Origin of the sequence: Devosia psychrophila (assembly GCF_000971275.1) — a bacterium.
Taxonomy (GTDB): Bacteria; Pseudomonadota; Alphaproteobacteria; order Rhizobiales; family Devosiaceae; genus Devosia; species Devosia psychrophila.
In genome coordinates this window covers 1-25,737 of the sequence record NZ_LAPV01000123.1, presented here as the reverse complement: position 1 = coordinate 25,737, position 25,737 = coordinate 1, and the positions used below count along the sequence as shown (strand labels likewise).

30 protein-coding genes are annotated in these 25,737 nt (G+C 62.3%); 20 read left to right on the top strand and 10 right to left on the bottom strand.

What is annotated here, in order from left to right; translation table 11 throughout:
- The first annotated feature begins 81 nt into the window (after window positions 1-81).
- The gene (locus WH91_RS11145) at window positions 82-1,029 is read left to right on the top strand and encodes a DnaJ C-terminal domain-containing protein (RefSeq protein ID WP_046171110.1); all 948 of its coding nucleotides are present in this window, start codon (window positions 82-84) and stop codon (window positions 1,027-1,029) included.
- 158 nt (window positions 1,030-1,187) lie between these two features.
- Here WH91_RS11145 and WH91_RS11140 read toward each other — a convergent pair whose 3' ends face one another.
- Complete coding sequence (locus WH91_RS11140; RefSeq protein WP_046171089.1) at window positions 1,188-2,120, bottom strand: L-threonylcarbamoyladenylate synthase; 933 nt, start codon at window positions 2,118-2,120, stop codon at window positions 1,188-1,190.
- A gap of 91 nt (window positions 2,121-2,211) precedes the next feature.
- On the opposite strand from WH91_RS11140, the gene WH91_RS11135 reads away from it, so the two are divergent.
- The 5 genes from WH91_RS11135 (at window position 2,212) to WH91_RS11115 (ending at window position 5,266) form a co-directional block, all read left to right on the top strand.
- On the top strand, window positions 2,212-3,159 hold the full coding sequence (locus WH91_RS11135; RefSeq protein ID WP_046171088.1) for a histone deacetylase family protein: 948 nt from the start codon (window positions 2,212-2,214) through the stop codon (window positions 3,157-3,159).
- A 68-nt stretch (window positions 3,160-3,227) separates the two neighbouring features.
- Window positions 3,228-3,470, top strand: a complete 243-nt coding sequence (locus tag WH91_RS11130) for an exodeoxyribonuclease VII small subunit (protein ID WP_046171087.1) — start codon at window positions 3,228-3,230, stop codon at window positions 3,468-3,470.
- Window positions 3,471-3,584: 114 nt separating this feature from the next.
- On the top strand, window positions 3,585-4,187 hold the full coding sequence (locus WH91_RS11125) for an SCO family protein (protein ID WP_046171086.1): 603 nt from the start codon (window positions 3,585-3,587) through the stop codon (window positions 4,185-4,187).
- Window positions 4,184-4,921: a TlyA family RNA methyltransferase gene (locus WH91_RS11120; RefSeq protein WP_046171085.1), complete on the top strand. Its 738-nt coding sequence runs from the start codon at window positions 4,184-4,186 to the stop codon at window positions 4,919-4,921. The genes WH91_RS11125 and WH91_RS11120 overlap by 4 nt, the downstream gene beginning before the upstream one ends.
- 39 nt (window positions 4,922-4,960) lie before the next feature.
- On the top strand, window positions 4,961-5,266 hold the full coding sequence (locus WH91_RS11115) for an alkylphosphonate utilization protein (RefSeq protein WP_046171084.1): 306 nt from the start codon (window positions 4,961-4,963) through the stop codon (window positions 5,264-5,266).
- Between the two features lie 172 nt (window positions 5,267-5,438).
- Here the strand turns inward: WH91_RS11115 and aroC are convergent, their stop codons facing one another.
- Both aroC and WH91_RS11105 read right to left on the bottom strand, forming a co-directional pair.
- Window positions 5,439-6,554: a chorismate synthase gene (aroC, locus tag WH91_RS11110; protein ID WP_046171083.1), complete on the bottom strand. Its 1,116-nt coding sequence runs from the start codon at window positions 6,552-6,554 to the stop codon at window positions 5,439-5,441.
- Between the two features lie 59 nt (window positions 6,555-6,613).
- Window positions 6,614-7,225 carry a histidine phosphatase family protein gene (locus WH91_RS11105; RefSeq protein WP_046171109.1) on the bottom strand — a complete coding sequence of 204 codons (612 nt, stop codon included), beginning with the start codon at window positions 7,223-7,225 and terminating at the stop codon, window positions 6,614-6,616.
- 256 nt (window positions 7,226-7,481) lie between these two features.
- Here WH91_RS11105 and WH91_RS11100 point away from each other — a divergent pair, with 256 nt between their 5' ends.
- The gene (locus tag WH91_RS11100; protein WP_046171082.1) at window positions 7,482-8,897 is read left to right on the top strand and encodes an FAD-binding oxidoreductase; all 1,416 of its coding nucleotides are present in this window, start codon (window positions 7,482-7,484) and stop codon (window positions 8,895-8,897) included.
- Between the two features lie 66 nt (window positions 8,898-8,963).
- Complete coding sequence (locus WH91_RS11095) at window positions 8,964-9,521, top strand: hemerythrin domain-containing protein (RefSeq protein ID WP_046171081.1); 558 nt, start codon at window positions 8,964-8,966, stop codon at window positions 9,519-9,521.
- Here WH91_RS11095 and WH91_RS11090 read toward each other — a convergent pair whose 3' ends face one another.
- Complete coding sequence (locus WH91_RS11090) at window positions 9,522-10,250, bottom strand: SOS response-associated peptidase (protein WP_046171080.1); 729 nt, start codon at window positions 10,248-10,250, stop codon at window positions 9,522-9,524.
- A 67-nt stretch (window positions 10,251-10,317) separates the two neighbouring features.
- On the opposite strand from WH91_RS11090, the gene WH91_RS11085 reads away from it, so the two are divergent.
- From WH91_RS11085 to WH91_RS11055, 7 genes are all read left to right on the top strand, one after another.
- Complete coding sequence (locus WH91_RS11085) at window positions 10,318-10,731, top strand: NUDIX hydrolase (RefSeq protein WP_046171079.1); 414 nt, start codon at window positions 10,318-10,320, stop codon at window positions 10,729-10,731.
- 13 nt (window positions 10,732-10,744) lie between these two features.
- On the top strand, window positions 10,745-11,110 hold the full coding sequence (locus WH91_RS11080; RefSeq protein WP_046171078.1) for a TIGR02301 family protein: 366 nt from the start codon (window positions 10,745-10,747) through the stop codon (window positions 11,108-11,110).
- Between the two features lie 132 nt (window positions 11,111-11,242).
- Window positions 11,243-11,503 (top strand): hypothetical protein, encoded by a 261-nt coding sequence (locus WH91_RS11075; RefSeq protein WP_046171108.1) that lies wholly within the window; start codon window positions 11,243-11,245, stop codon window positions 11,501-11,503.
- A gap of 85 nt (window positions 11,504-11,588) precedes the next feature.
- The gene (locus WH91_RS11070; protein WP_046171077.1) at window positions 11,589-11,912 is read left to right on the top strand and encodes an ArsR/SmtB family transcription factor; all 324 of its coding nucleotides are present in this window, start codon (window positions 11,589-11,591) and stop codon (window positions 11,910-11,912) included.
- Window positions 11,909-12,124 (top strand): hypothetical protein, encoded by a 216-nt coding sequence (locus tag WH91_RS11065; protein ID WP_046171076.1) that lies wholly within the window; start codon window positions 11,909-11,911, stop codon window positions 12,122-12,124. The genes WH91_RS11070 and WH91_RS11065 overlap by 4 nt, the downstream gene beginning before the upstream one ends.
- Complete coding sequence (locus WH91_RS11060; RefSeq protein WP_244542411.1) at window positions 12,124-12,540, top strand: DUF1801 domain-containing protein; 417 nt, start codon at window positions 12,124-12,126, stop codon at window positions 12,538-12,540. The genes WH91_RS11065 and WH91_RS11060 overlap by 1 nt, the downstream gene beginning before the upstream one ends.
- 10 nt (window positions 12,541-12,550) lie before the next feature.
- On the top strand, window positions 12,551-12,958 hold the full coding sequence (locus WH91_RS11055; RefSeq protein WP_046171074.1) for an SRPBCC family protein: 408 nt from the start codon (window positions 12,551-12,553) through the stop codon (window positions 12,956-12,958).
- 153 nt (window positions 12,959-13,111) lie between these two features.
- Here WH91_RS11055 and WH91_RS11050 read toward each other — a convergent pair whose 3' ends face one another.
- Complete coding sequence (locus WH91_RS11050) at window positions 13,112-14,431, bottom strand: dihydroorotase (protein WP_046171073.1); 1,320 nt, start codon at window positions 14,429-14,431, stop codon at window positions 13,112-13,114.
- A gap of 73 nt (window positions 14,432-14,504) precedes the next feature.
- Here WH91_RS11050 and ygfZ point away from each other — a divergent pair, with 73 nt between their 5' ends.
- From ygfZ to WH91_RS11035, 3 genes are all read left to right on the top strand, one after another.
- Window positions 14,505-15,332 carry a CAF17-like 4Fe-4S cluster assembly/insertion protein YgfZ gene (ygfZ, locus tag WH91_RS11045; protein WP_052952766.1) on the top strand — a complete coding sequence of 276 codons (828 nt, stop codon included), beginning with the start codon at window positions 14,505-14,507 and terminating at the stop codon, window positions 15,330-15,332.
- Between the two features lie 80 nt (window positions 15,333-15,412).
- Window positions 15,413-16,015: a YfbR-like 5'-deoxynucleotidase gene (locus WH91_RS11040; RefSeq protein WP_046171072.1), complete on the top strand. Its 603-nt coding sequence runs from the start codon at window positions 15,413-15,415 to the stop codon at window positions 16,013-16,015.
- Between the two features lie 124 nt (window positions 16,016-16,139).
- The gene (locus WH91_RS11035) at window positions 16,140-16,583 is read left to right on the top strand and encodes a hypothetical protein (protein WP_046171071.1); all 444 of its coding nucleotides are present in this window, start codon (window positions 16,140-16,142) and stop codon (window positions 16,581-16,583) included.
- A 123-nt stretch (window positions 16,584-16,706) separates the two neighbouring features.
- Here WH91_RS11035 and WH91_RS22615 read toward each other — a convergent pair whose 3' ends face one another.
- The 3 genes from WH91_RS22615 to WH91_RS11020 all read right to left on the bottom strand — a co-directional run bounded on the left by WH91_RS22615 (window position 16,707) and on the right by WH91_RS11020 (window position 20,833).
- A complete protein-coding gene (locus WH91_RS22615; protein WP_082102115.1) occupies window positions 16,707-17,744 on the bottom strand; it encodes a cell wall hydrolase in 1,038 nt (345 codons plus the stop codon).
- A gap of 180 nt (window positions 17,745-17,924) precedes the next feature.
- A complete protein-coding gene (locus WH91_RS11025; RefSeq protein WP_143078195.1) occupies window positions 17,925-18,479 on the bottom strand; it encodes a hypothetical protein in 555 nt (184 codons plus the stop codon).
- Between the two features lie 71 nt (window positions 18,480-18,550).
- Window positions 18,551-20,833, bottom strand: coding sequence for a putative PEP-binding protein (locus tag WH91_RS11020; RefSeq protein ID WP_143078196.1), 2,283 nt, complete (start codon window positions 20,831-20,833; stop codon window positions 18,551-18,553).
- A gap of 99 nt (window positions 20,834-20,932) precedes the next feature.
- On the opposite strand from WH91_RS11020, the gene ispH reads away from it, so the two are divergent.
- On the top strand, window positions 20,933-21,904 hold the full coding sequence (ispH, locus tag WH91_RS11015) for a 4-hydroxy-3-methylbut-2-enyl diphosphate reductase (protein WP_046171069.1): 972 nt from the start codon (window positions 20,933-20,935) through the stop codon (window positions 21,902-21,904).
- Window positions 21,901-22,347 (top strand): ribonuclease HI, encoded by a 447-nt coding sequence (gene rnhA, locus WH91_RS11010; protein WP_046171068.1) that lies wholly within the window; start codon window positions 21,901-21,903, stop codon window positions 22,345-22,347. Before ispH ends, rnhA begins: the two co-directional genes overlap by 4 nt.
- 168 nt (window positions 22,348-22,515) lie before the next feature.
- On the opposite strand, the gene WH91_RS11005 is transcribed toward rnhA, so the two are convergent.
- Window positions 22,516-23,499 (bottom strand): DUF808 domain-containing protein, encoded by a 984-nt coding sequence (locus WH91_RS11005; protein ID WP_046171067.1) that lies wholly within the window; start codon window positions 23,497-23,499, stop codon window positions 22,516-22,518.
- Between the two features lie 109 nt (window positions 23,500-23,608).
- Window positions 23,609-25,633 (bottom strand): glycine--tRNA ligase subunit beta, encoded by a 2,025-nt coding sequence (gene glyS, locus WH91_RS11000; protein WP_046171066.1) that lies wholly within the window; start codon window positions 25,631-25,633, stop codon window positions 23,609-23,611.
- Between the last annotated feature and the right edge of the window lie 104 nt (window positions 25,634-25,737).

Below are 25,737 nucleotides of genomic sequence, written 5' to 3'. Positions count from 1 at the left end.
AAACTGGACATTGGCCGGAGCCGTCGCCATATAAGACTCGAACCATAGGGCAATCAACGCCCGACTCATTGAATGGACCAAATGCGCGATCCTTATACCGTGCTTGGGGTGCCAAGATCGGCGACCGAGAAGGACATCAAGTCTGCCTATCGGAAGCTGGCCAAGAAGTATCACCCCGACCAAAATCCGGATGATCCCTCATCGCACGGCAAGTTTGCCGAGGCGACCAATGCCTATGACCTGCTCAACGACGTCGAGAAGCGCGCCCAGTTCGACCGTGGCGAGATCGATGGCGATGGAAATCCAAAGTTTGCTGGCTTCAATCCGGGCGCAGCGCGTGGTGGCCGTGCCGGGCCCGGCGCAGCGGGCGGTGGTTTTTCGGCTGAGGATATCCTCAAGGAATTCATGAGCGGCTTTGGCGGCCAGCAGCGCGGCGGTGCCGCTCGCGGTCCGGCCGGTGGGGCCCAATGGGACCCGTTTGCCGGCCAGGCCACCAGTGCTGCCGGCGCAGGCGCCCGCAGCATGAAGGGCGAGGATATCGTGGTCAACGCCACGGTTTCGCTGGAAGACGCCCACAAGGGCGGCTCGATTTCGGTGCGGATGCCGACCGGCAAGGTGCTGTCGGTCAAGCTCCCGGACAAGCTCGAAGAGAACCAGCAGATACGCCTCAAGGGCCAGGGTTCGCCCGGCATGGCTGAACCCGGCGACGCATTGGTGACCGTGCGTTTCGAGAAATCCAAGCAATTCCGCCGCGACGGTTCGGACCTGCGCACCGATGTGCCGATCACGCTTTACGAAGCCGTGCTCGGCGCCAAGGTCCGCGTGCCCACCCTCGACGGCTCCGTCGAACTCAACCTGCCGCCCGGCATCGAAACCGGCAAGGCCCTGCGCCTTAAGGGCAAGGGCCTCTATGGCGACGGCGACCTGTACGCCAACCTCAAGGTGGTTCTACCACCCGGCGGCGACGCCGATCTCGAGGCCCTGGCAAGGTTCATGCGGGACCAGAAGCCTTATAAAGTGCGGGATTAGCGTTCGGTATCGGGTCTGTTATCTCCCAATACAGCTGCTTTCTCCCTCGGGCTCGACCCGAGGGCCATTTGCCGCTCACGCCAGATTGAAAGCGCCCCTCGGATCAAGTCCGAGGGAAAAGAGCAGGCTGGGTCGGCATTGTGCCCGCTACCGACGCACTACCCTCGTGGCGCTGCTGCCCTTGCCAACCGATCATTGATCGCCTCGCCCAGCCCCCATTCCGGGATCGGCGCCACCGCAATCACCCTTGCCCCCGCCGCATCCAGTTCGTGCAGCATCGAGAACAAATTCCGCGCCGCCTCGTGCAAATCACCGCCCGGCGACAGGTTGCGCGTCACGCCGGCAAACTCCTGCACGCGGCCAAACGCCAGATAGGCCTCGCCAGCCACCGGCTCCGCATCCAGCCGCATCAGCGCATTGGGAGCATAGTGGCTAGCCAGCATGCCCGGCGCCGCAATCGCAGCATCCTTTTCGGCCACTTCCACCGGCACACCCAGCAACCGCTCGATTTCCTTGCGCGCCACCGCCCCAGCCCGCAACTGCACAAGCCGCTCGCCCTCAACGCGGATGATTGTCGATTCCACCCCCGCTTGGCACGGCCCGCCATCAAGCACCGGCACCTTGCCGGCAAAGCCCAGCCGCACCTGATAGGCCGTGGTCGGTGACAGGCGCCCCGATGGATTGGCCGAAGGCGCCGCCAGCGGCCGACCCACCGCCGCGATGAGGGCCAGCGCAATCGGGTGGTCAGGAATGCGGATCGCCACCGTATCGAGCCCCGCAGTCGCCACATCGGCCAGCCCATTGCCGGCCTTGGCCGGCAGCACCAGCGTCACGCTGCCGGGCCACAGTGCGGCAACCCGGCGCGCAAACGGCGAAAACTCCGCGATGGTCTCAGCCATAGCCAGGTCGGCGCAGTGGATGATCAGCGGATTGAAGCGCGGCCGCCCCTTGGTCTCATAGATCGACAGCACCGCGTCGGCGTCGGTCGCATCGGCGCCCAAGCCATAGACGGTCTCGGTGGGAAACGCGCACAGCTTGCCGGCACGCAGCAGCGCCGCCGCGTCTTCCACCGATTTCGGTTCATACGTCATTCAGAAACCATTCATGTTGCCGTTCCGTTGTTTGACAATGACATCCTCTCGCGTCAAGACGAGGCGACGAATCAACCCAAGGCGCACCTCCGTGACCACGCTCCTCGTCAGTCAACCCAACTTCGCCGATCACGTTACGCCGCAGGGTCATCCCGAGCGCGCCGACCGCATTGCCGCCATCGAGGAAGCCCTCGCCCGCACCCGTTTCGACAAGCTGCTGCGCCGCGATGCGGTCAGCGGTGACCTGACGCTGGCCGAGCTGGTGCACGATTCAAAATACCTGTCCCGCCTGCGCGATGCCCGCCCCGCCGAGGGCATCGGCCAGATCGACGGCGATACCTTCATTTCATCCACTTCCCTCGCAGCCGTCACCACCGGGCTCGGCGGTGCGCTCAACGCGCTCGATGCCGTTCTGCTGGGGGAAGTCGACAACGCCTTCTGTGCCATCCGCCCGCCCGGCCATCACGCCGAGATCGCCACGCCGATGGGCTTTTGCCTGATCAACACCGTCGCCATCACCGCCCGCGAAGCCCAGCGCAAATACGGCGCCGAGCGCATCGCCATCGTCGATTTCGACGTACATCACGGCAATGGCACGCAGGACATCTTCAAGGCCGACCCAACAGTGTTTTACGCCTCGACCCATCAGATGCCGCTATATCCGGGCACCGGCAGCCCCAAGGAAACCGGCGTCGGCAATATCGTCAACGTGCCGCTCGATGCCAATACCGACGGCGCCGCCATGCGTGACGCCTACCTGACCCGCATTATCCCTGCCATCATCGACTTTTCTCCCGACCTGCTGCTGATATCGGCTGGCTTCGATGCCCATGAGCGCGACCCGCTGGCTGGCTTGCTATGGCAGTCCTCCGACTTTTCCTGGCTCACCGGAAAGTTGATGGATGTCGCCGATCGCTGCTGCGGCAACCGCATTGTGTCGCTGCTGGAAGGTGGCTATGACCTCAAGGGGCTGGCTGGCGGTGCATCGCATCACGTTGCCATGCTGATGGATGGCGCCGTTGGGCGTCTTGAGGACTAAAGCTTCGGACCAAAAAATGCGGCGCGGTTTTTGGCCGACTCCGAAGCGACAAAGAAGTGGAATTTGCCATGGCCGACAATGACGACGTAAAGACTCTCAGCTTTGAAGCGGCGCTCGCTCAGCTTGAAGAAATCGTCGGCAAGCTCGAATCGGGTCGCGCACCTCTGGCCGAATCCATCGCCATCTACGAGCGTGGCGAAGCCCTCAAGGCGCATTGCGAAACGCTGCTGCGCACGGCCGAAGCCCGCATCGAGAAAATCACCCTGTCCCGCGACGGCAAGCCGACCGGCACCGAGCCACTGGACGCCTGAACTGGAACGACCTCGTGGTTCGACAGGCTCACCATGAGGTCTACTGAAACTGCAATGCCTCAACAGACCTCATCCTGAGCTTGTCGAAGGACGAGGTCGTGGCAGGAACCCGCCATGGCTACAAAATCGCTTCGCAATTTCCGCATCGTGCTGTGGGCGCTGGTGGCCGTCGTGGCCATCGGTGCAACCGCCATGGTCATCTTCCGCCCCCCTGCCCGGCCGCTCGGCGTCACCGGCCAGGAGTTTGCGCTTAATTCCACCAAGGGCGGCGCCTTCACGCAGGATAACCTGCGTGGCGTGCCGAGCCTCGTGTTCTTCGGCTTCACCTTCTGCCCAGATGTGTGCCCGACGACGCTGGCCGAAACCACCGCCATCCGGGCCGAACTGGGCCTCACTGCCGAACAGCTCCGCATCATCTTCGTCTCGGTCGACCCCGAGCGCGACACGCTCGACATGGTCAAGGGCTATGTCGAGGGCTTCGATCCGAGCATCATCGGCCTCGTCGGCAGCAGCCTGGAACAGACCGAAAATGCCAAGAAGGCCTTCGGCGTGTTTTCCGAGAAGGTGGAGAGCGAACCCGGCGATCCATACTATCTGGTCAATCACACCGCGCTGACCTTCCTAGTCGACAAAGACGGCAGTTTCGATGGCACCATCGCCTATGAAGAAGCCCATGACACTGCCGTCGCCAAGGTCAAGCGGATGGTAGAGGGATGAGCGAACGCATTCGCCTCGACCTCGCGATGGAACAGCGCGGCCTGGTGCCCAGCCGCGCCCGTGCGCGTGATGCGATCCTGCGCGGCACCGTGACCATCAACGGCGTCACAGCCCACAAGCAAAACCAGATGGTCGGCAAGGACGACAAGCTCGAGCTCAGCGATCCCGCCGCCAACTACGTGTCCCGCGCGGCGCTGAAACTGGTCGCCGGCCTCGAAGCCGGCAATATCGACGCCACCAGCAAGACCTGCATCGACGTCGGCGCCTCGACCGGCGGTTTCACCCAGGTGCTGATGGAGCGCGGCGCCCGCCGCATCTATGCGGTCGACGTCGGCCACGACCAGTTCCACGAGCGCCTCAAGGGCAGCGACCGCGTCGTCAGCATGGAGGGCGTAAACGCCCGCGACCTGACGGTCGAGATGATCCCCGAGCCCATCGACCTGCTGGTATCCGATGTCAGCTTCGTCTCGGTGATCAAGGTGCTGGCGGCCCCGATGGCCCTCTGCACGCCGACCGCCGACGCTGTCATCCTGTTCAAGCCACAGTTCGAAGTGGGCCGCCGCAACGTCGGCAAGGGCGGCATCGTTTCCGATCAGGAGGCCATCGACACAGCGCTCACCGACGTCATCGCCTTCATGGCCGAACACCAATTTGCGCACCGCCATTCGGTCACGTCGCCGATCGCCGGAGGCGACGGCAATGTCGAAACCGTCCTGGTATTCAGCCGATCATAAGCCTATCCGGCGCAGGCCGGCCCCAACACGGAGCCCGGCATGACCGAAGCTGACGACGACTATGTCTATGACGAGCAGACCGGCGAATGGCGCCCGGCCTCGGAAATCGCGGCGTTGGCTGCCGCAACGACCGTAACCACGGTCGATTCCGCCGGCACTCCTTTGGCCGATGGCGACGCCGTCGTGTTGATCAAGGACCTCAAAGTCAAAGGCGCTGGCCAGACCCTCAAGCAGGGTACCGTCATCAAGTCGATCCGCCTGACCGACAATCCCGAAGAAATCGACTGCCGCCACGATGCAATCAAGGGGCTGGTTTTGCGCACGGAGTTCGTCCGCAAGCGGTAGGCTAGCAGAAGCAAGAATACCCCCACCTAGCCTCCCCCTGAAAAGGGGGAGGAACTTGGCCGGTGTTTGTCTAAGATTGCGCCTAAAACTCGTTAGTTTTCCTCCCCCTATCAGGGGGAGGCTAGGTGGGGGTACCCCAACAAGGACTCTTACGTCCGCGGTACCCAAGCAGCTAGTTCCGCACAAACCCCACAGCACCCTCACGCCCCGTCTGCCCGCGGTGCCGCAGCATGTGATCGGCCAGCACCAGCGCCATCATCGCCTCGCCCACCGGCACCGCGCGAATACCCACACACGGATCATGCCGGCCCTTGGTGATGATGTCCGTATCGACATTGCCCGTCGTGACCGTCTGCCGCGGCGTGATGATCGACGACGTCGGCTTCACGGCAAAACGGCACACAATCGGGTCGCCATTGGAAATCCCGCCCAATATCCCGCCCGCGTGATTATCGAGGAAATATGGCCTCTCCGGCCCTGCCCGCATCTGGTCGGCATTCTCGACGCCGGTGAGACTTGCAGACTCAAAGCCGGCACCGATTTCAACGCCCTTGACCGCATTGATGCTCATCATGGCCGAGGCCAGATCGGCACTCAGCTTGCCATAGATCGGCGCGCCCCATCCGGCCGGAACGCCCTCGGCAACCACCTCGATCACCGCGCCCACCGAATTGCCGTCCTTGCGGATGCCGTCGAGATAATCCGCCCAAAGCATCGCCGCCGTCGCATCAGCGCAGAAGAACGGGTTCTCGCCGACCTGCTCCCAGTCAAAATTGGCGTAGTCGATTTTGTGCGGCCCAACCTGCACGAGGCTTGCCCGAATGGTCACCCCCGCCAGCACCTGCCGCGCCACGGCACCTGCCGCAACGCGCGCTGCAGTTTCCCGGGCCGAAGTTCGGCCACCGCCGCGATAATCGCGAACACCATATTTCTGGTCATAGGTATAGTCGGCATGGCCCGGACGATATTTGTCACGGATGTCGGCATAGTCCTTGGAGCGCTGGTCGGTGTTCTCGATCACCAGCGAGATCGGCGTGCCAGTGGTGCGCGGCCCGTCGGTACGCTCGTCCTCGAACACACCCGAGAGGATTTTGACCTCGTCGGCCTCGCGGCGCTGCGTGGTGTATTTGGACTGGCCCGGCTTGCGGCGATCGAGATCGCGCTGGATCAATTCGGGTGTCAGCACCAGCCCGGGTGGGCAGCCATCAACTACCACGCCAAGCGCCGGCCCGTGGCTTTCGCCCCAGGTGGTGAAGCGGAAGAGATGCCCGAACGTATTGAAAGACATGGCGCGGCCCCGTGGTTAGCGGCTTTCTAGGCAGCGGGGCGCGTCAGGTCAATCAGCCCTTAGGCCCGCAGCAGTTCCATCTTGCCCGGCGTGAAGTGCATGATGGCGTCTTGCGGCGGCGCCCAGTTGATCACTTCGACGATCGGGGCACGCTCGATCAGCACGCGCAAAGTGCGGGCGATGCCGCCATGCGCCACTACCACCGACGGTCCCTTGAGCACGTTGGAAAATTCGGCCAGTCGCGCTTCGACGTCGCGATAGTTCTCGCCATTGTCGGGGCGGAATTCCCAATAGTCCTCGGTGCGGTGGCCGGGTGCGATAGCCATATTCGCCGGCAGTTCCTCGAACAACTCGCCTTCCAGCACGCCGAAGGAAATCTCCATCAGCCGCACGTCGAACTGGATCTCGGGCAATGGCACATCGAAACCAGCCCGCACGCGCTCCATGGTGTCGCGCGTCCGCTCCAGTGGCGATGCGTGCCATTCAAAGCTCATCGGGTCGAGACCACGCGCAGCGAACAGCGACGCCAGCGCCTTGCCATTCTGGTCGGCCTGGCCGCGGCCCTTGTCGTTGAGCGGAATGTCCTTGCGCCCCTGATAGCGGCGTTCGGCGTTCCAGGGGGTTTCACCATGCCGGACAAAGTAGATTTCCGGCCAAAGCAGCGCTGTCATGAGCATTCCCGCGCCGCTGAGCCGGCGCGTCCTACAATTTTTAGAGGGACAGGCGAACGATTATCGCACGCCTCGGCCAGCATTAGCGTAGTGGATTTTGCCAATCGCGCCACCTGCCAGATCGGTGAGCAGCTATGTCGCGACGGGGTGATAGCGTCAATGCACAGTTTGGCGCATTACCCACCGGGACCATTGTTGTTATCGCACCGCTTGTGGCAAATGAGGGGGCAACGCTCCACCAAGCTCCGGTTTTCTCATGACCCTTCCTGCCGCCGATGTCGTCGCCCAGCTCACCGCCTTGATTGGCGGCAACGCGGTCATCGGCGAGACCGACAAAATGGGCAATTTTCTCAACGAGCCGCGCAAGCGCTTCCACCAGACTGCTGCCGCAGTAGCCCTGCCCGCCTCGGTCGAGCAGGTGCAGGCCATCGTCCGCTGGGCCAGTGAACATGGCATCGGCGTCATCCCGCAGGGTGGCAATACCGGCCTCGTCGGCGCCCAGGTACCGCTGCGGGGCGATGAGGTCATCGTCAGCCTTGGCAAGCTCGACCGCATTCGCTCGGTCGACGTCGCGGCCGGCACCATGACCGCCGAAGCGGGCGTCATCCTCGAGAATGCCCACAAGGCGGCTGAAGCCGAAAACACCATTTTCCCGCTGTGGCTGGCGTCGCAGGGCTCGGCCCGCGTTGGTGGCCTGCTGTCGTCCAATGCCGGCGGCGTCAACGTCCTCGCCTATGGCAATGCCCGCGAGCTCACCATGGGCGTCGAGGCTGTCCTCGCCGATGGCCGGCTGTACCAAGGCCTCAACTCGCTGAAAAAAGACAACACCGGCTATGACCTCAAGGACCTGCTGGTCGGCGCCGAGGGCACGCTGGGCATCATCACCGCCGCCACGCTGAAGATTTTCCCCAAACCGGAGGACTATGAGACCGCGCTGGTCAATATCACTGGCCCCGAAGCGGCGCTCACCCTGTTCCAGATGGTGCGCGAGCGCATCGGCAGCCGGCTCAACGCCTTCGAGATCATCCCCGCCGCCGGCCTCGCCATGCAGTTGCGCCACGGCATGCTCGATCGCGACCCCACCGCCGGCCCCTCCCACTGGTATGGGTTGATCGAAGTGTCGCGCATGAAGGGCGGCGCGGCGGGCACTCTGATGGCCGCTATCGAAGCCGCCTTTGCCGACGGCTTGATCGACAATGCCGTGCTCGCCGAATCGCTGTCCGACCGTACCCGCATGTGGTCCTTTCGCGAGCAGATGAGCGAAGTGCAGTCCAAAGAAGGCGCCTCGATCAAGCACGACGTCTCGGTGCCGATCGCCGCCGTGCCACAGTTGATCGCCGAGGGCAGCGCCGCCGCCGAGCGCCTGTTCCCCGGTATTCGTCCGGTGCCGTTCGGCCATATGGGCGACGGCAATATCCACTTCAATTTCAGCCAGCCCATCGGTGCCGACGGCAAAACCTTCATGGCCCAGGCCGACGAGGCGATGCACGAGGCAATCTACGAAATCGTACTGCGACTTGGCGGTTCCATCTCCGCCGAACACGGCATCGGCCAACTCAAGCGCGAACTGCTGGCGCAGGTGAAGGACCCGGTGGCGCTCGACATGATGCGCGCCATCAAGACGGCGCTTGATCCCAAGGGGATCCTCAACCCGGGCAAAATGCTGGGCTAAGGGCTCCCGCCAGTCACCAATTTGTGCCGTCTTGCCCCTCGCGCCAAACGGCCCCATTTATCCCTCATGCTGCTAGATATTCAATTTCTCGACGACGCTACCCGTCCGCCGGTGCAAAAGCTTGAAGGCCTGACGCCTGCCCAGCGCGAGCCCGGCAATCACCTGCGCATGATCCATGATCACCTGCGCCACAACATGGTCACCCTCGGCAAGCTGATCGAGCGGGCCAATGCCGGCACGGTCATCACAGCTGAAATCGCCGCCGAAACCGGCGACCTAGCAATGGTCGCCAACTATCGCCGCTTCGGCAACCTGTGCGGCCAGCACTGCCAGATCGTGAACACCCACCACTCGATCGAGGACGCCCACCTGTTCCCGGTGCTCGCCATGCAGAGCCTCGGCTTCAAAGCCATCTCCGACCGCCTCGGCGCCGAACATGTTGTGGTGCATGAACTACTGGAACGCTTGGTTGATGCGCTGAACGCGCTGGCAGCCGAACCCAGCCCAAGCCGCTTCGAGGACACCAAGGAAGTCTATCACGCCCTCGAGCGCGTGCTGCTGTCGCACCTTGGCTGGGAAGAAGAAGCCATGGGCGACGCGCTAGGCTACTTCGGGATTATGTAGCTAAAACAAATCCAGCTGCCCACCACCCGCCACCTTCTTCATCCTTGGCTCCGGCCGCGTCACGGTCACCGGCTCGATCAATCGGGCATCATCGTCTCGCGCCGAATTCACTCGCGTCGAGACCGGGTGAAATTTCAGCGCCCCATCCTCCAATGGCAATGCCAGTTGCGCCGCCTCCGCCGCCCGCACTTCGCGCACATTCAGCCACGCGTCGATCTCGTCACCACGCAAAATGGCCGGCATGCGGTGGTGGATGGCCGAAAGCTGCGGGTTGGCCGGCACGGTAATTGTTGCGACGCTGTCGATTTCCTCGCCGTTCGGCCCCATCCAGCTGGAATAGACCCCGGCCAAAGCCATCGGCTGCCCGTCTTGCATGGTGATATAATACGGCTGTTTGCTCTTGTCGGGGTTGGTGTGCCATTCGTAATAGCCGCTGGCCGGAATGATGCAGCGGCCGTGCTTGAGCGCGTCGCGGAAGGCTGGCTTTTCGGCCATGGTTTCCACCCGCGCATTGACCAGCAGCGGAAACTCGCGCGGATCCTTTACCCAGCCGGGCACCAGGCCCCAGCGCGCGAAATGCCCTTCGCGCCGGCCATGCGCTTCCCACACGGCGGCAATCGGCTGCGTCGGCGCGATATTATAGCGCGGCACCAAATCGATGGACTTCAGCAGCTTGAACAGCTCCACCATCATTTCGGGCGGGAGCGTTGAAGCATAGCGGCCGCACATCTCGATAACTCCTCTATCAGCAAGTTACAGGTAATGTGTGAGCCAGCGAATCGCAAATGAGCTCCAAGTGACCGACGACGTGACCGACAACCCGCCCAATGCCGCCAGCGTCGCCATCGTGCGCGAAGGCAAAGTCCTGCTGATCAAGCGCGCCTTTGCGCCGTATCAGAATCTGTGGACCCTGCCCGGTGGCCGCCTCGAGCCGGGCGAAACCATCGAGCAATGCGCCATTCGGGAGATCATGGAGGAGGTCGCGCTGACCATCCGCAATCCGCGCCCGGTCATGGTGCAAAATCTGGGGCAAGAGGGCACGTTCCGTCTTGCCGTGTTTGCCACGCGCGACTTTTCCGGCCAGATTCGCGCCTCCGACGAGGTCGCCGATCACCAGTGGATGGACCCGGCCGCGCTGATTGCCCTGCGCACCACCAGCCGGCTCGATGACGTGCTTGCGAGGGCCTTCGCCGTCCTCGCACAAAACTGATAAGCACGCTGCCATGCGCTTTCGCCTCGCCATCATCGCAGTCGCCCTGGTCCTCGGCACTCTGCCGAGCCTCGCCATTGATCCACCCTATCAGCGCCAGATGGAGCGGCTGGCCGAGATCATGGGCAGCCTCTATTTTTTGCAGCCACTGTGCCAGGCTGGCACGGAAGACTGGCGCGGCGAGATGGCCGAGCTGATAGAACTGGACCAGCCTGATGAGGATCGCCGCCAGCGCCTCGCAGGTGCGTTCAACGTTGGCTACACTGCCTATTCACGTTCTTATCGGGCCTGTACTCCGGCAGCACGCGAAGCTTTTACCCGATTGCTGAGCGAGGCCGAGCGCACCGCCCGCGACATTCACACCCGGTTCGCCGAGTGACCGGCAAACGCGCTTAACAAAGGTTAAAGCGCTCGATACAAACGTGAATGCTCCGTTAACCTTCGAGTTACTTGCTGCGCGCCTGCCCCATAAACCCGTGCTAACCCCAAGCCTATGACCACGAACAAGACCATGTTTGCGCCCGCGTCAGGGCAGGCTGTGTTTGACCGCGACCAAGGGGAGCGCCAGCTGGCGCTAGAGTACCTGGCCGAAGCCTGGAATGTCGCCGAGGAGGATGGAGTCCAGAGCGCCGCTCTGGCTCACGCCTCGCTATTCGCGGCCCTCGCCACCTTCGTCAAGATGCACGGCGACGAAGCCACTGCCGACCTCATGGAATTGCTGCCCGACCGCATTCGCTCCGGCGAATACAACCTCGAGCGCGTCCTGCAATAGGTCCCGCTGATGTCCCGTCCGACCGATTTGACAACACATAGCCGCGCAGCTATACATTAACCCATAGCCAACGAGGTATGAGTTAATGTCAGCCGCGCAGGACGTAATCTTCAAGACCCTGGCCGATCCAACACGGCGCGCACTGTTCGAGCGCCTGTGCCGCGACGGCGAAACGACCGTCGGCACCCTCACCCAAAGCGCGGGCGTATCGCAGCCGGTTGTCTCCAAGCATCTCGGCATCCTGCGTGAGGCCCGCCTGGTGCAAAACCGCCACGAAGGCCGCAACACCCATTATAGCGCCCGCCTCGACGCACTCGAGGCACTGACCGACTGGACCCAGGAAATGGCCGGATTCTGGGAAAACCGCATCGACCGTCTCGAAGATCTTCTCAAAAGGATGGACCAATGAGCCGCCTGATCCGCCAGAGCCATCGCTGGATTTCTATGGCATTCACGCTAACCGTCATCGCCAACTTCATCGCCATCGGCATGGGTCACGCCATTCCCTGGCTGTATTACTTGCCGCTACCACCACTATTTTTGCTGCTGGGCAGCGGGCTGTATTTGTTTGCCCTGCTCTATGTCGGCAAGTGGCGGGCGCCACACGCCAAGGGGATATGATGACCGAAAGCAAAGCTGCCGTGCTGCTGTCGGGCGGCAATCCGCAAATCCCCAAGGGCGATGGCGACGGCCAGGTTCAGGATTACATCGCCGCCATGCCGGGCTGGAAGCACGATGTCGGTAAGCAGCTCGATGCCATCATAACCCGAGCCCTGCCCGGCGTGAAAAAGGCCGTGCGCTGGAACACGCCCTTCTACGGCCTCAACGACGGCTGGGTGCTCGGCTTTCACTGCCTCACCAAATACGTGAAAGTTTCCTTCTTCCAGGGCGCTTCGCTTGACCCGGTTCCGCCCGGCACCTCCAAGCAAAAAGACGTCCGCTATCTCGATATCCACGAAGGCGACGCGATCGACGAGATCCAGTTCGTCGACTGGGTCAAACAGGCCGCCACGCTGCCGCCTAACCACGATTTTTGAAGGTGAACTCATGACCACTACCGAGACCCGCTCCGTCATCGTCGAACGCGACATCGCCCATCCGCCAGAAAAACTGTGGCGTGCGCTGACCCAGCCGCATCTGATCGAGGAATGGATCGGCATGAAGACCGATTTCAAGCCGGAGGCCGATCACAGCTTCCGCTTCGTCGGCGACTGGGGCGGCGTCGACTGCACGGTAATCGAAATCGAACCACACAAATCCCTGGCTTATAGATGGGATGCCTTCGGCCTCGAAAGCGTCGTCACCTGGACCCTGACTCCCACCAGCACCGGCACCCACCTGCGCATGGAACAGGCCGGCTTCCGCGCCGACCAGGAACAGGCATACCAAGGCGCCCGTGGCTCGTGGCCGAAGTTTGTTACGACGCTGGAGGCAGTGCTTGCGAAGCTGGATTGAGGTGAGGAAGAATACCCCCACCTAGCCTCCCCCTGAAAAGGGGGAGGAACCTGGCCGGTGGCTAGGACGAGATGCCAAATACTCGATGGAGTCCCTCCCCCTATCAGGGGGAGGCTAGGTGGGGTACCCTAACAAACACTGTTCAGCCGCTCCCTACAACGCCTCCAAAAATCGCATCGGCTGGCCAATACTGGGCGTCACCAGCTCACCCTGCCACATCACCGTATTGCCGCGCACCACCGTGCCAACCGGCCAGCCGATGACCGTCACCCCGTCATACGGCGTCCAGCCGGCCCGCGATCTGACCCACTCATTGGTGATCGTCTCGCGGCGCTTGAGATCCACCACAGTAAAGTCCGCGTCATAGCCGACCGCGATCCTGCCCTTGTTGGCAATGCCGAACAACCGGTTCGGCCCGGCGCTGCTCATGTCCACAAACCGCTGCAGGCTGAGCCTCCCCGCATTTACATGATCCAGCATGATCGGTACCAGCGTCTGCACGCCGGTCATGCCCGAATGGCTCTCCGGATAAGGATGATCCTTTTCCTCACGCGTATGCGGCGCATGGTCGGAGCCCAGAATATCGGCGACCCCATTGGCGACGCCCTTCCAGATGCCCTCGCGATGCGCCTTGTCGCGCACCGGCGGGTTCATCTGAGCGTAGGTCCCGAGCTTTACATAAGCCGTCTCGTCCAGCGTCAGGTGATGCGGCGTCACTTCGACGCTGGCTACGTCCTTGTGGTCGGCCAGATAGACGATCTCTTCCTTGGTCGAAATATGCAGCACGTGGATGCGCTTGCCGGTCTTGCGCGCCAGGTTCACCAGCCGCGTCGTGCAGCTCATCGCCACTTCAGGCGAGCGCCATACCGGATGGCTCGACGGATCGCCGGGCACGCGCAAGTGTTTGCGCTCTTCCAGCATGTATTCGTCTTCGGAATGAAACGCCGCGCGGCGCGAAATGGCGCGCAGGATGGCCTCGACGCCAGCGTCATCCTGCACCAGCAACGAGCCGGTGGACGAGCCCATGAACACCTTGATGCCGGCGCAACCGGGCAGCTTTTCCAGATCGCCCAACTGACCCACATTTTCATGCGTGCCGCCGATGTAGAAGGCGAAGTCGCAATGCATGCGGTTGGTGCCGGCAGCGATCTTGGCCTCGAAGGTTTGCCGCGTCGTGGTCAGCGGATCGGTGTTGGGCATTTCGAACACACCGGTCACGCCGCCCATCACGGCCGAAAGCGAACCCGACTCGAGGTCTTCCTTATGGGTCAGTCCGGGCTCGCGGAAATGCACCTGGGTATCGATGACGCCGGGCAGAATATGCAGCCTCTTGCAATCAACGATCTCGGACGCATCGCTGCCCACGTCGCCCAGCGCAACAATCCGGCCATGGCGCACTGCGATGTCGGCTAAGCCTTCGCCATCCTGGTTGACCACGGTCGCGTTCTTGAAAATGGTGTCGTACTGCGCCATGTCTCTGGTCCTGTCGCATTTGTAGCATGTGTGTAACACGACATAGGCGACAGGCGCTCCGAGAGGCAATACCATGACCATCCATCTGCGCGCCGACCGTGCCGTGTTTCGCTTTTCTGGGGTCGATGCGCATAAACTGCTCAATGATGTTGTGACCGGTGAAGTCCCCGTAGAGGCTGGCCTTGCCGCGGCCTGGGCATTGCTCTCGCCACAGGGAAAAATTCTCGCCGAGGGCCTCGTAGGTCAAGCCGACGATGCCTGGTGGGTCGACACGCACCAGTCCGTCGCCGACGACTTTTTCAAGCGCATGAAGATGTACCGGCTGCGCTCCCAGGTCGTGATCGACGACCTGCGGGAAACCAATCGCGTCGGCTTCGCTCAAGACGAAGAGCCCGGCTTTGTCAGCCACACGGACCGCATGGGTTCGATCGGTCTTGGTTACCGCACTATCGCTCCGCTGGAAGCGACAGAAGATTGGGTGCAGAACGACGTGCACTATCAGAACGAGCGCATCGCCATGGGCATCCTGCATCAGGGCAATGACTTCCCGGCCAATGACACGTTCGCCCATGACATCGGCTTCGACATTCTCGATGGCATCGACTTCGCCAAGGGTTGCTACGTGGGCCAGGAAGTCGTTTCGCGCATGAAGCACCGCGGCACCGCTCGCCGCCGCCCGGTCCTCGTCGCCGGCGTCGATGCTCCAGCGGGTAGCACCGTCGTCGCGGGCGGCAAGGACGCCGGCATCATCGGTCAAGTCGTCGATGGCCGCGCCGTCGCCATCCTTCGCCTCGATAGGATCACCGATCCATCTGCCGTGACCATCAACGGCAAGCCGGTCGCCATTGCCCTGCCCATCTGGGCGACCTACAAGTTTGGTGAGACCACGCCGGACGAATAGCTCCTCTTCACGCGCAGTGTGACGAATCGGGGCCAACTGCTACGCTGAATGCTAACAGTCTGTTATCGTTTGGGGCACACATGGCACGCGTAAGCACACGCGCCTGGCAACGCATGTTGTCGGGGCGTCGGCTCGATATTCTCGATCCTTCACCGATGGATGTCGAACTTTCCGACATCGCCCATGGTCTTGCCCGCGTTGCCCGGTGGAATGGCCAGACGTCGGGGGATTACCCATTTTCGGTAGCCCAGCATTCGGTGCTGGTGCTCGAACTTTTCCGGGCCCACAATCCCGATTGCGACAAGGTTTCGCAGGCGCAGGCCCTGCTTCATGACGCCCCCGAATATGTGATGGGCGACATCATCTCCCCGTTCAAGGCGGCGATGGGTGGCAATTATAAAGACGTTGAGAACCGTCTGTTGTCGGCGATCTTCCTGCGCTTCTCGTTGCCGGCCAGCATGAGCGGCGCGATGGCCAAGCTGGTGAAAAAGGCCGATCGCGAGTCGGCATATTTCGAAGCCGTGCATCTGGCCGGTTTCAAGGATGCTGAAGCCCGAAAATTCTTCGGCGAGCCCAGCCTGCCGGCGTTTGACGTCGATGCCTTCGACCGGCTGATCCGGCCCTGGCCGACGCGCGAGGCGCATGATCGCTTCGTCGAGGCCTTCGAGGCGATCTCCTTTTAGCAACAGGCGCTTGGCCTGTGCGGATTAACCTTAGCCAAACTTGATCTTTGCGGCCGCGCGACGACTATGGTTACTAGTCCGTTAATAGGATTACGCCATTCGCTTCATATTGGGACGCTTTGCCATGAACCTGCCAGACCGCCATCTGCTTATGGGGATGACCCTGGGCGCTGCCTGCGCCACCGCGCTGGCCGCCATCGGTCCAGGCATGGTGATAGAGGCTTTTGCCGACGAGTCCATCGTGGGCGTCGATGTGTCCAAGCTGGTGCGATACGAAGACCGCGACTATCTGGTGGATTATGACGCGTCGGTTTCAACCGATCCGCTATCCACCACCCGGGTCAAAAAGGTCGAGGCCGGCAAGGTGAGCTATGTCACCATCACCACCACGGCGACCGGAACCTATTCATCCGACGCGATGTTTTCCAAGCACGTCCAGTATCCGGGGATCGATGTCCAGCCGGTCGATAACGGCTCCAACCATTTCGCCTACTGGAGCAATGGACGCTGGAGCGGCTTCATCACCAGCAATGCCCACTCCTTGATCTACCGCTCCTGGCGCAACTGAAACGGTTGGCTCAGGCTGAGTTGAAAATGTCAGGACTTGAGAACCGGAGCGCAGCGTAGGTTCGGGCACGTGAGCACCGGAAGCGCAGAGGGTTGGCATTTGCAGACCGGCCTCAGCCGACCGCTAGCCGAACAGCCAGCCGCGCTTGAACCGGTAGAATACATGCAACCCGATCTGAGTGATCTTGGTCATGCGGGGCGCCCAGGCGGGGCTCACATATGTCGCATGATAATGTGTCGCATCAGCCACTTCGGTCAGGTAGAGCTCGCCCGAAGTGAAGCGCTGGGCAATATCTTCGGCCTGCGCCCATGACTTGCTGTCGTTGATGACTTCGGGAATGCCGTCGCAGGCAAACGAGAACTGGCACGAATTGCGCCGGCTCTGATTCTGGAACACAACGCCGCAGATGGTCTTAGGGTAGCGGTGATCCTTGACCCGGTTGAGCACCACCTGCGCCACGGCCACCTGCCCACGATAGCTCTCGCCGCGCGCTTCGAAATACACCGCCGTCGCCAAGCACCAGAGTTCCTTGTCGGATACCGCAACGGGCGTGCCGCTGGCAAAGCCGCCGGTGACGGGCGCCGTCGAGCGGGCATATGCCAGTTGCTCCGACGCCATGGCAGGCATCGGCGTGCCGGAGCTTGGGGCAATCCCGGCAATGGCGGCGAGCGCTGCGGCGGCTGACGGATCAATGGACGCCACCGACATGCGCGGGCCAATTTCTACGTCGCCCGTGGCAGGCATATCAACGGTCGCAATTCGCGACTGGCCGAGTGCCATGGCATCGTCGCCACGCAGCGAGGCAATGCGGATACGCGCTTCTTCGAAGTTTCTGGAGAATGCCACCAGATCGACAGCCGGCCGTCGGCGATCGGTCTTTTCGGCGCGATTAGGGCCAGTAAAGCTGGCGCCGTCGAACAGGTGATTGACGGAGCCGGTAATAACCGGATCCACGCCGGAATAAGATAGGCTTGCGGTGACAAGATCAACACCCGCCGGAAGGGAATCGGCCAGATCGCCGGCTGGCCCGAAGGCGCCACTGGTCAGCCCAGCATAGCTGAGGGCACAGAAAATCCCGACGACCAGCAACCTGGTGAAGGGATGTCGGCGAACCGCTCTGACCGGGCGCGAAAGCGCCACTGGTCGGTGGGATGAAGCCATAAAACGCTACTCAACACTACGCAACAAAACTACTGATCGGCAAAAATGACGCTAAAAAGCCGATAATCGTTATGATGTCTGATTAGGGTTAGCAGCCGGTAAACGGGCTTTGAGGCGCAGCAATGGGTTAACCATGGCACGCTGCGGGCAGAATTATGATTGACGGGATTGTGACCGTACCTAGCTGCAGGCGGCAATCACTGGGGCGGCTTCGGCGGCAAAGCTATCGACCCGGAACCGTACCGTCAGGGACCGCGAATTGACTGGGGTAACCCGCACGGTCAGGTTTGTTGCGCCGGTCAAACCGTCGAGGAAGGTCGCCGATTCCGCCGTGCTGCCGAGCAGTATGGCCGTGTTCTCAGGATTGACCGGAAGCGTCCGGCTGCGGCCCGGCTGCAGGTCATATTGCAGCGTAATGCCGGCGTCCCGGCCCAGTGCCGACATCGTATTGCCGGCGAAGGCAAAGGCCACGCGCAACACGCCGGTCTCGCAGGATACGGTCATGGTGGCAGGAGCGCGCCCGGTTGGCCGAGCGGGAATGAGCTGCTGAGATTCCAGCACCACCTCAATGGCCTCGGCATCGCCATCCGCGCCCAGGAACAGCGCGTCGTAGCAGGCCAGGCGCTCGCCGTCGGTGGCGATGGTGGTGCATTGGGCGATGCCCGATTGTGCCAGGGCGGCAGGTGTCGAAACAGTCAATATCGGCAGCAGCGCCAGAACCGGCAAAAATCTCACGTCGGTAAAGTCCTTCCCTTGCCGGCGGACCCGGCATCATACCCTGTACATGGGGATCGCTGGCCCACTATTTAAGCAGAAGCCTGTGCCAGCGTCAGCCTTGCGACAGGGACACGATAGGGTGAGCAGCTGACATAGTCGACGCCCAGCCCGGCAAAGAATTTGAGCGAAGCCGGATCGCCCGCGTGTTCGCCGCAAATGCCGATCTTGAGCTTGGGATTGGCCGCCCTGCCGCGCTGGATGGCGATCTGGATCATTTCACCGACACCCTTTTCATCGATGGTGACGAAGGGGTCGCGCTCATAAATGCCCTTGCGCTGGTAGGCTGCCAGGAAGGTCGGCGCATCGTCGCGCGATATGCCGAAGGTGGTCTGGGTCAAATCGTTGGTGCCGAACGAGAAGAAGTCGACCATATGGGCGATGTCACCGGCGCGCAGGCAGGCGCGCGGCAGCTCGATCATGGTGCCAAAGGAAAACTTGACCCTATCGGTGCGCAGCAAGCCGGAATTAGCGGCGATGGCATGGACCCGCTCGCGCACCCAGGCGACCTCGCTGGCGGTCGAGACGAAGGGCACCATGACCTCCACTGCCACCGGCTCGTTCTGCGTTTCGCTGGCCGCCCGTACGCCAGCCATGACCGCCTGCATCTGCATCTGCAGCATTTCGGGATAGGTGATGGCAAGCCGCACGCCGCGATGACCCAGCATGGGGTTGATCTCGGCAATGCGATCGAGATGCAGCCGCAAGGCGCGCACAGCGAGACCGAGCGATGCTGCGGTCTCCTCGATTTCCTCTTCGTTGCGCGGCAGGAATTCGTGCAACGGAGGGTCGAACAGGCGCACAGTCACCGGCAGGCCGTGCATGGTCGAGAACAGCGCCGAATAATCGCCAGTCTGGAAGTCGACCAGGCCATTGATGGCGCGGTTGCGGTCGTCTTCGTCCTCGCTGAGGATAACGCGGCGCAGCGCCAACATGCGCTCGGGCGAAAAGAACATGTGTTCGGAGCGGGCCAGCCCGATGCCTTCGGCGCCAAAGCTCAGCGCCGTCTTCGCCGATTCGACGGTTTCGGCATTTGTGCGGACCGCAATGGTGCGGCTGGCATCGGACCAGCCGAGCAGCTTGCCGATGGCCCCACCGATATGGGGCTGGGCCAGCGGCAGCGTGCCGGCATAGACCGCGCCGTCGCTGCCATCGATGGTCAGCCGGTCGCCAGTGCGGAATTCGCGGTCGCCGATGCGGCAGACCATTTCAATGGTATCGACCGACAGCGTCCGCACGCCGGCGACGCAGGGCTTGCCGGTGATGCGGGCGATAACGCCGGCATGGCTCGACATGCCGCCGCGAGCCGTCAGGATGCCGGTGGCGGCCTTCATGCCCTCGATGTCAGCAGGGCCGGTTTCGTTGACCACGAGAATGCAATGCTTGCCCCGCGCCCGCAGCCGCGCGGCATCTTCGGGGTTGAACACGATGATGCCGCTAGCCGCGCCGGGCGATACGCCCAGACCCATGGCGAGGGGCAAGGCGCCTTCGGTGGATTTCAGCCGTGGATGCAGCAATTGCGCCAGCCGGTTCGGATCGACGCGGCTCACCGCATTATGCGCCGACCAGACTTTACGATTGACGCGATCGACAGCCGCCTCGAGATCGGCCGCGGCAGAAACCTGCGATGGCCGCGCCGACAAAAACACCACCTGCCCGCGCTTGATCGCCACCGTGCAGCACATGTGCCGGCCGGCCTTGGCATCGACCAGGGCCACCAGCGCATCGACCGAGTCGGGCAGGCGCGGCAAAGGCGCACCATCGACCGGCGCCGGCCCCATGGCGCCCGTCGTAGCATTGCGGGTGAGCAATTGCTCGATATCGCCATCGGCGGTGGCCTGTACCAGCACGATCTGCTTGCCGCGATCCTCGTCGGGCCGGGCCGTCCAGCCCTGGCCAAAACCATAGCTTTCAAAGGCGTTCTTGATCGCCTTGGCCAGCGGGCGGGTTGGATCGACCGAATCCTTGGGACTGGTCGGCGCTGGAATGCCCAGCTTGGCCGGCGCCAGCCCAGCGTTATGCGCTGCTGCGGACGTTCGCACCACAAGGACCGGCGGCTTGCCTTCCTTGTCGACCAGCTTGAACAGGCATGCGATCCAATGGGTACGCAGACGCACATCCCTGTCGGCGCGCTCGGACTGCAGTGCCTCCCAGGCGGCGCGAGTCAGAACGATAGTCGGAACCGTGGGGAAGCCAGCTTCGCCGACGCGGAAAATCCAGCGCGCTTTGCCGCTCAACAGCTTCAATTGGCTGGCAGACAGGTTCGCCTTCCCCATCGCCGGGGCAATCGCGAACATTTCCTGCGCCAAACTCACCGTTAAGTCCTTGTCCAATTTGAGAATGCATCATGCCTGTGCGGCTTGGCCGCTGCAACAAGACTTGACTTGGCGGCACGTCGAAAGCATCTGACTGATATGGAAAAGCGGCCACAACTAGACATTCTGCTCTGCGCCCCCCGCGGCTTTTGCGCTGGCGTCGATCGCGCCATCCAGATCGTCGAGCTCGCGCTCGAAAAATACGGCGCGCCGGTCTATGTGCGCCACGCCATCGTGCACAATAAATATGTGGTGGATGGACTGCGCGACAAGGGCGCAATCTTCGTCGAAGAGCTGAGCGAAATCCCTGATACCGGCGCCCCGGTGGTGTTCTCGGCGCATGGCGTGCCGAAGTCAGTTCCTGTCGATGCCAAGAGCCGCAACATGTTCTTCCTCGATGCCACCTGCCCTCTTGTCAGCAAGGTGCATGTCGAAGCGCAGCGCCATCATGCCGAGGGTCACGAAATCGTGCTGATCGGCCACAAGGGCCATCCCGAAGTGGTTGGCACCATGGGACAGCTGCCGCCCGGCTCGATCAGCCTGATCGAGACCGTGGCCGACGCCATGGTGTTCGAGCCCCAGGATCCTCAGACCCTCGCCTTCGTCACCCAGACCACGCTCTCGGTCGATGACACCCGCGAAATCGTAGCAGCGCTGAAGTCCCGCTTCCCGGCGATCAACGGGCCGCACAAGGAAGACATCTGCTACGCCACCACCAACCGGCAGGAGGCCATCAAGGCCGTGGCGCCGGAAGTGGATGCGATGATCGTGGTTGGTTCGCCCAACTCGTCGAACTCGCTGCGCCTTGTCGAAGTCGCCGAGCGCGCCGGCTGCAAGATTTCCATGCTGGTCGATCGAGCATCCGAAATCGACTGGACCCGCTTCGAGGGCATCCGGACGCTGGGCGTTTCGGCCGGTGCATCGGCACCCGAAAAGCTGGTCGACGAGGTGATCGAGGCCTTTGCCCAGCGATATGACATCAAGGTCGAAGCGCGCGTCACCGCCAAGGAAAATATCGCCTTCAACATTCCGCGCGAGCTACGCACCATCGAAGCGGCGGTTGCTCAGTGACCGATACCGTTGTGATTCATACCGACGGCGCCTGCTCGGGCAATCCTGGGCCGGGCGGCTGGGGCGCCATCCTGGAATTTGGCGGTCATACTCGTGAGCTCAAGGGCGGCGAGCAGCTGACCACCAATAACAAGATGGAGCTGACCGCCGCCATCGAGGCGCTGAATGCCCTGACGCGCCCTTGCACGGTCGAAATCCATACCGATAGCCAATACGTCAAGAATGGCGTGCAGAGCTGGATGCACGGCTGGAAGAAAAACGGCTGGAAGACCGCCGACAAGAAGTCGGTGAAGAACCTCGAACTTTGGCAAGCGCTGGACGAAGCCACCAAGCGCCACACCATCGACTGGAAATGGGTCAAGGGCCACGCCGGGCATGAGCTGAACGAACGCGCGGATTCGTTGGCCAACGAGGGCATGGCGCCGTTCAAGGGCAGGCGCTGAGGCGCATCTCTCAGGCAACCAAGGCCGATGTCCTAGTTGGGCACGACCCATACCCATGGACTTCTCCCTCGGCTTGACCCGAGGGCCTCTTGTCACTTGTGCCGGTCGGAGAGTGACCCTCGGGTCAAGCCCGAGGGAAAAGCCTGGAGGTTGGACGAGATCGGAGCGCTAGACCGCCCGCTTGGGCAACAGCCCCTTGATCGCCTTCCAGGCCGGCGCGATGACGTAGCCCGCTACCGGGATCATGATCGCGCCGATGATGATACCGAACACGAAATCCACCAGTGCAGTGGCGAACCAGCCTGCGACGCCGGCAATGGCGGGCAACGCCTGTTCGGCCCAATGTGCTGCTGCCTCGATGATATGTTCAGGCCCGGCAAAGCCGAACTCATAGACCCCATGCACGATGATGCTGCCGCCGACCCAGGTCATGGCGGCAGTGCCGATGACGCTAAGAACCTGCATGAACGCTGGCATGAACACCACGATGCCCCGGCCAAAGCCCCGTCCAAGGCCGGTGCGGGCATGCCGGGCGGTCCAGACGCCGAAGTCGTCGCCCTTGACGATCAGCGCCACCGCTCCATAGACCCCCACGGTGATGCCGACGCCAGCCAGTGCAAGGATAGCGGCGCGGGTCCAGAAATCGGGGACCTCGATAGCCGCGAGAATGATGGTCATGATCTCGGCCGACAGGATGAAATCGGTCTTTATGGCGCCTGCTACCTGCCGGTCTTCCATGCTCTGCGGATTGATGGCCGCGGGTTCGAGGCTTGCCTCATGCGCCTCGGCGTCATGCGGGCGCAAAGCGTGGAAAATCTTCTCGGCGCCCTCGTAGCACAGGTAGGCGCCACCGATCATCAGCAGGGGCGTGATCAACCAGGGCACGAACAGGCTCAATAAAAGTGCCGCCGGCAGCAGGAAAATCAGCTTGTTCTTGATCGAACCCCAGGCAATCTTGCCCACGATGGGCAATTCGCGGTCGGCCGTGAAGCCCGTCACATAATTTGGCGTCACAGCAGCGTCATCGATCACCGCGCCGGCCGCCTTGACCCCCGCCTTGGCCGCCTGCCCCGCCACATCATCGAGCGAGGCGGCTGCCACTTTCACTAGTCCTGCGACATCGTCCAGCAGGGCCAATAAACCAACCGACATACACAATACTCCAAGTAAACCTCATCCTGAGCGTGTCCAAGGACGAGGTCGTGGCGAGGTCCCAGTGCCGACCCGGTGGTTCGACAGGCTCACCATGAGATCTGGCAGGCTAGCCCGCAACCTTTCCGAAATCGGCAACCAAATGCATAGTGTCGCGCAGGCGCGCCAACAGGTTCAGGCGATTGGTACGGACTGCCGGGTCGGCATCGTTGACCAGCACGGCCGTGAAGAACGCATCTACCGGCGCACGCAGCGTCGCAAGTTCAGCCATAGCGCCCTTGTAGTCGTCTTTGCCTACATGGCTCGACACAGCGGCATGCACGGCATCCACTGCAAAAGCCAGGTCGGTCTCTTCGGGCAACTTGAGCGTGTCCTGATCCACGGCACCAGCGTAGGTCTTGCCGTCCTTTTTTTCCTCGGCAGCGAGGATGTTGGCGCCACGCTTGTAGCCGGCAAGCAGGTTCTGCCCGTCGGTCGATGACAGGAGAGCCGACAGTGCTTCGGCGCGCTGGATGATCTGCAAGATGTCATCGCTATCCGTAGAAATCACCGCATCGAGCAGATCGTGGCGTGAGCCCGAATCGCGCAGCACAACCTTCAGGCGATCATGGAAAAAGGCCAACAAATCGGGCTCAACCTTGAGCGGGAACTTCAGCCCATTCTCCGAGATAATCCGGATCACACCCAGCGCCGCACGGCGAAGCGCAAAAGGATCGCGCGAGCCAGTCGGCTTTTCGTCGATAGCCCAGAAGCCAGTGAGCAGGTCCAGCTTGTCGGCCAAGGCCACAGCGATCGACACCGGCTCGGTCGGTACCTTGTCGGTCGGGCCCAGCGGCTTGTAGTGCATTTCAACGGCGGTCGCGATATCGGCAGGCTCGCCTTGGGCGGTGGCGTAATAGCGGCCCATCAGGCCCTGCAGTTCGGGGAATTCACCAACCATGCCGGTGGTCAGGTCGGCCTTGGCCAGCATGGCGGCACGCTTGGCGCGTTCGGGATCGGCGCCCACCAGTGGCGCAATTTCGCCGGCCAGCTTGACCAGCCGTGCGACGCGGGCAAACTGGCTGCCTAGCTTGGCGTGGAACACGGTTTCTTCCAACTTGGGCAGTCCGTGTTCGAGCGGCAGCGACAGATCGCCCTTATAAAAGAAATTTGCATCGCTCAGGCGGGCGCGGATGACGCGCTCGTTGCCGGCGATAATCGTCGCGCCGCCATCGCTTGCCACGGTGTTGGCGGTGATGATGAAATTGGGCGCCAGCTTGCCGTTGGCATCGCGCAGGCAGAAGCATTTCTGGTTGGCACGGATGGTGGCGATGATGGCTTCTTCGGGCACCTCGAGAAACGCCGGATCGAACGAGCCCATCATAACCACAGGCCATTCGACCAGCCCGGCCACTTCCTCAAGCAAGCCCTCGTCGGCAATGATGGACAGGCCCTGCGCGAAGGCCAGGTGCTCGGCATCGGTGCGGATGATGTCCTTGCGGCGGTCGATATCGAGTACGACCTTGGCGCGTTCCAGCGCCTCCGCATAGTCATCGAAGCGGCGCACCCGGATGGCGTCTGGCGCCAGGAAGCGATGGCCGAAGGTGGTCTGGCCGGACTGCAACTCGCCCGAGGCAAAGGGGATCACCACCGGCTCTTCGTTTTCCGTGCCGAAGGTCGCCGTGATGGCGCGCAGCGGGCGCACCCAGTTGAAGCTGCCATTGCCCCAGCGCATCGGCTTGGCCCAGGGAAAATCGATCAGTATCTTGGGCAGGATGGACGATAGCAGCGATACTGCTTCAGCGCCCGGTTTGTTGATATGGGCGACGTAAAAGTCGCCCTTCTTGGGATCGCTTTCCACCTTGGCCTCGTCGAGCGAGGTCAGTCCAGCCGAACGCAGGAACCCATCGATGGCGGGTTGCGGCGCGCCAACTTTGGGGCCCTTCTTTTCTTCGCGCGTATCGGGCGAACGGGCCGGCAGCCCGGTGACGGTCAGCGCCAGGCGGCGCGGCGTAACGAAGGCCTTGGCGCCCTCATAGACCAGACCTGCGTCGACCAGTGCATTGGTCACAGCTTTCTTGAGGTCCTCGGCGGCGCGACGCTGAAAGCGGGCCGGGATTTCCTCGGAAAAGAGTTCGAGCAACAGTTCGGGCATGGCGATACCAAGGGTTAGAAAGCGGGGTTTTGCTTAGCTTGGGCGGGCGGGGTTGTCTATTGGCGATTACCAGCCGCCACCAGCGCCGCCGAGGACCTCAAGAA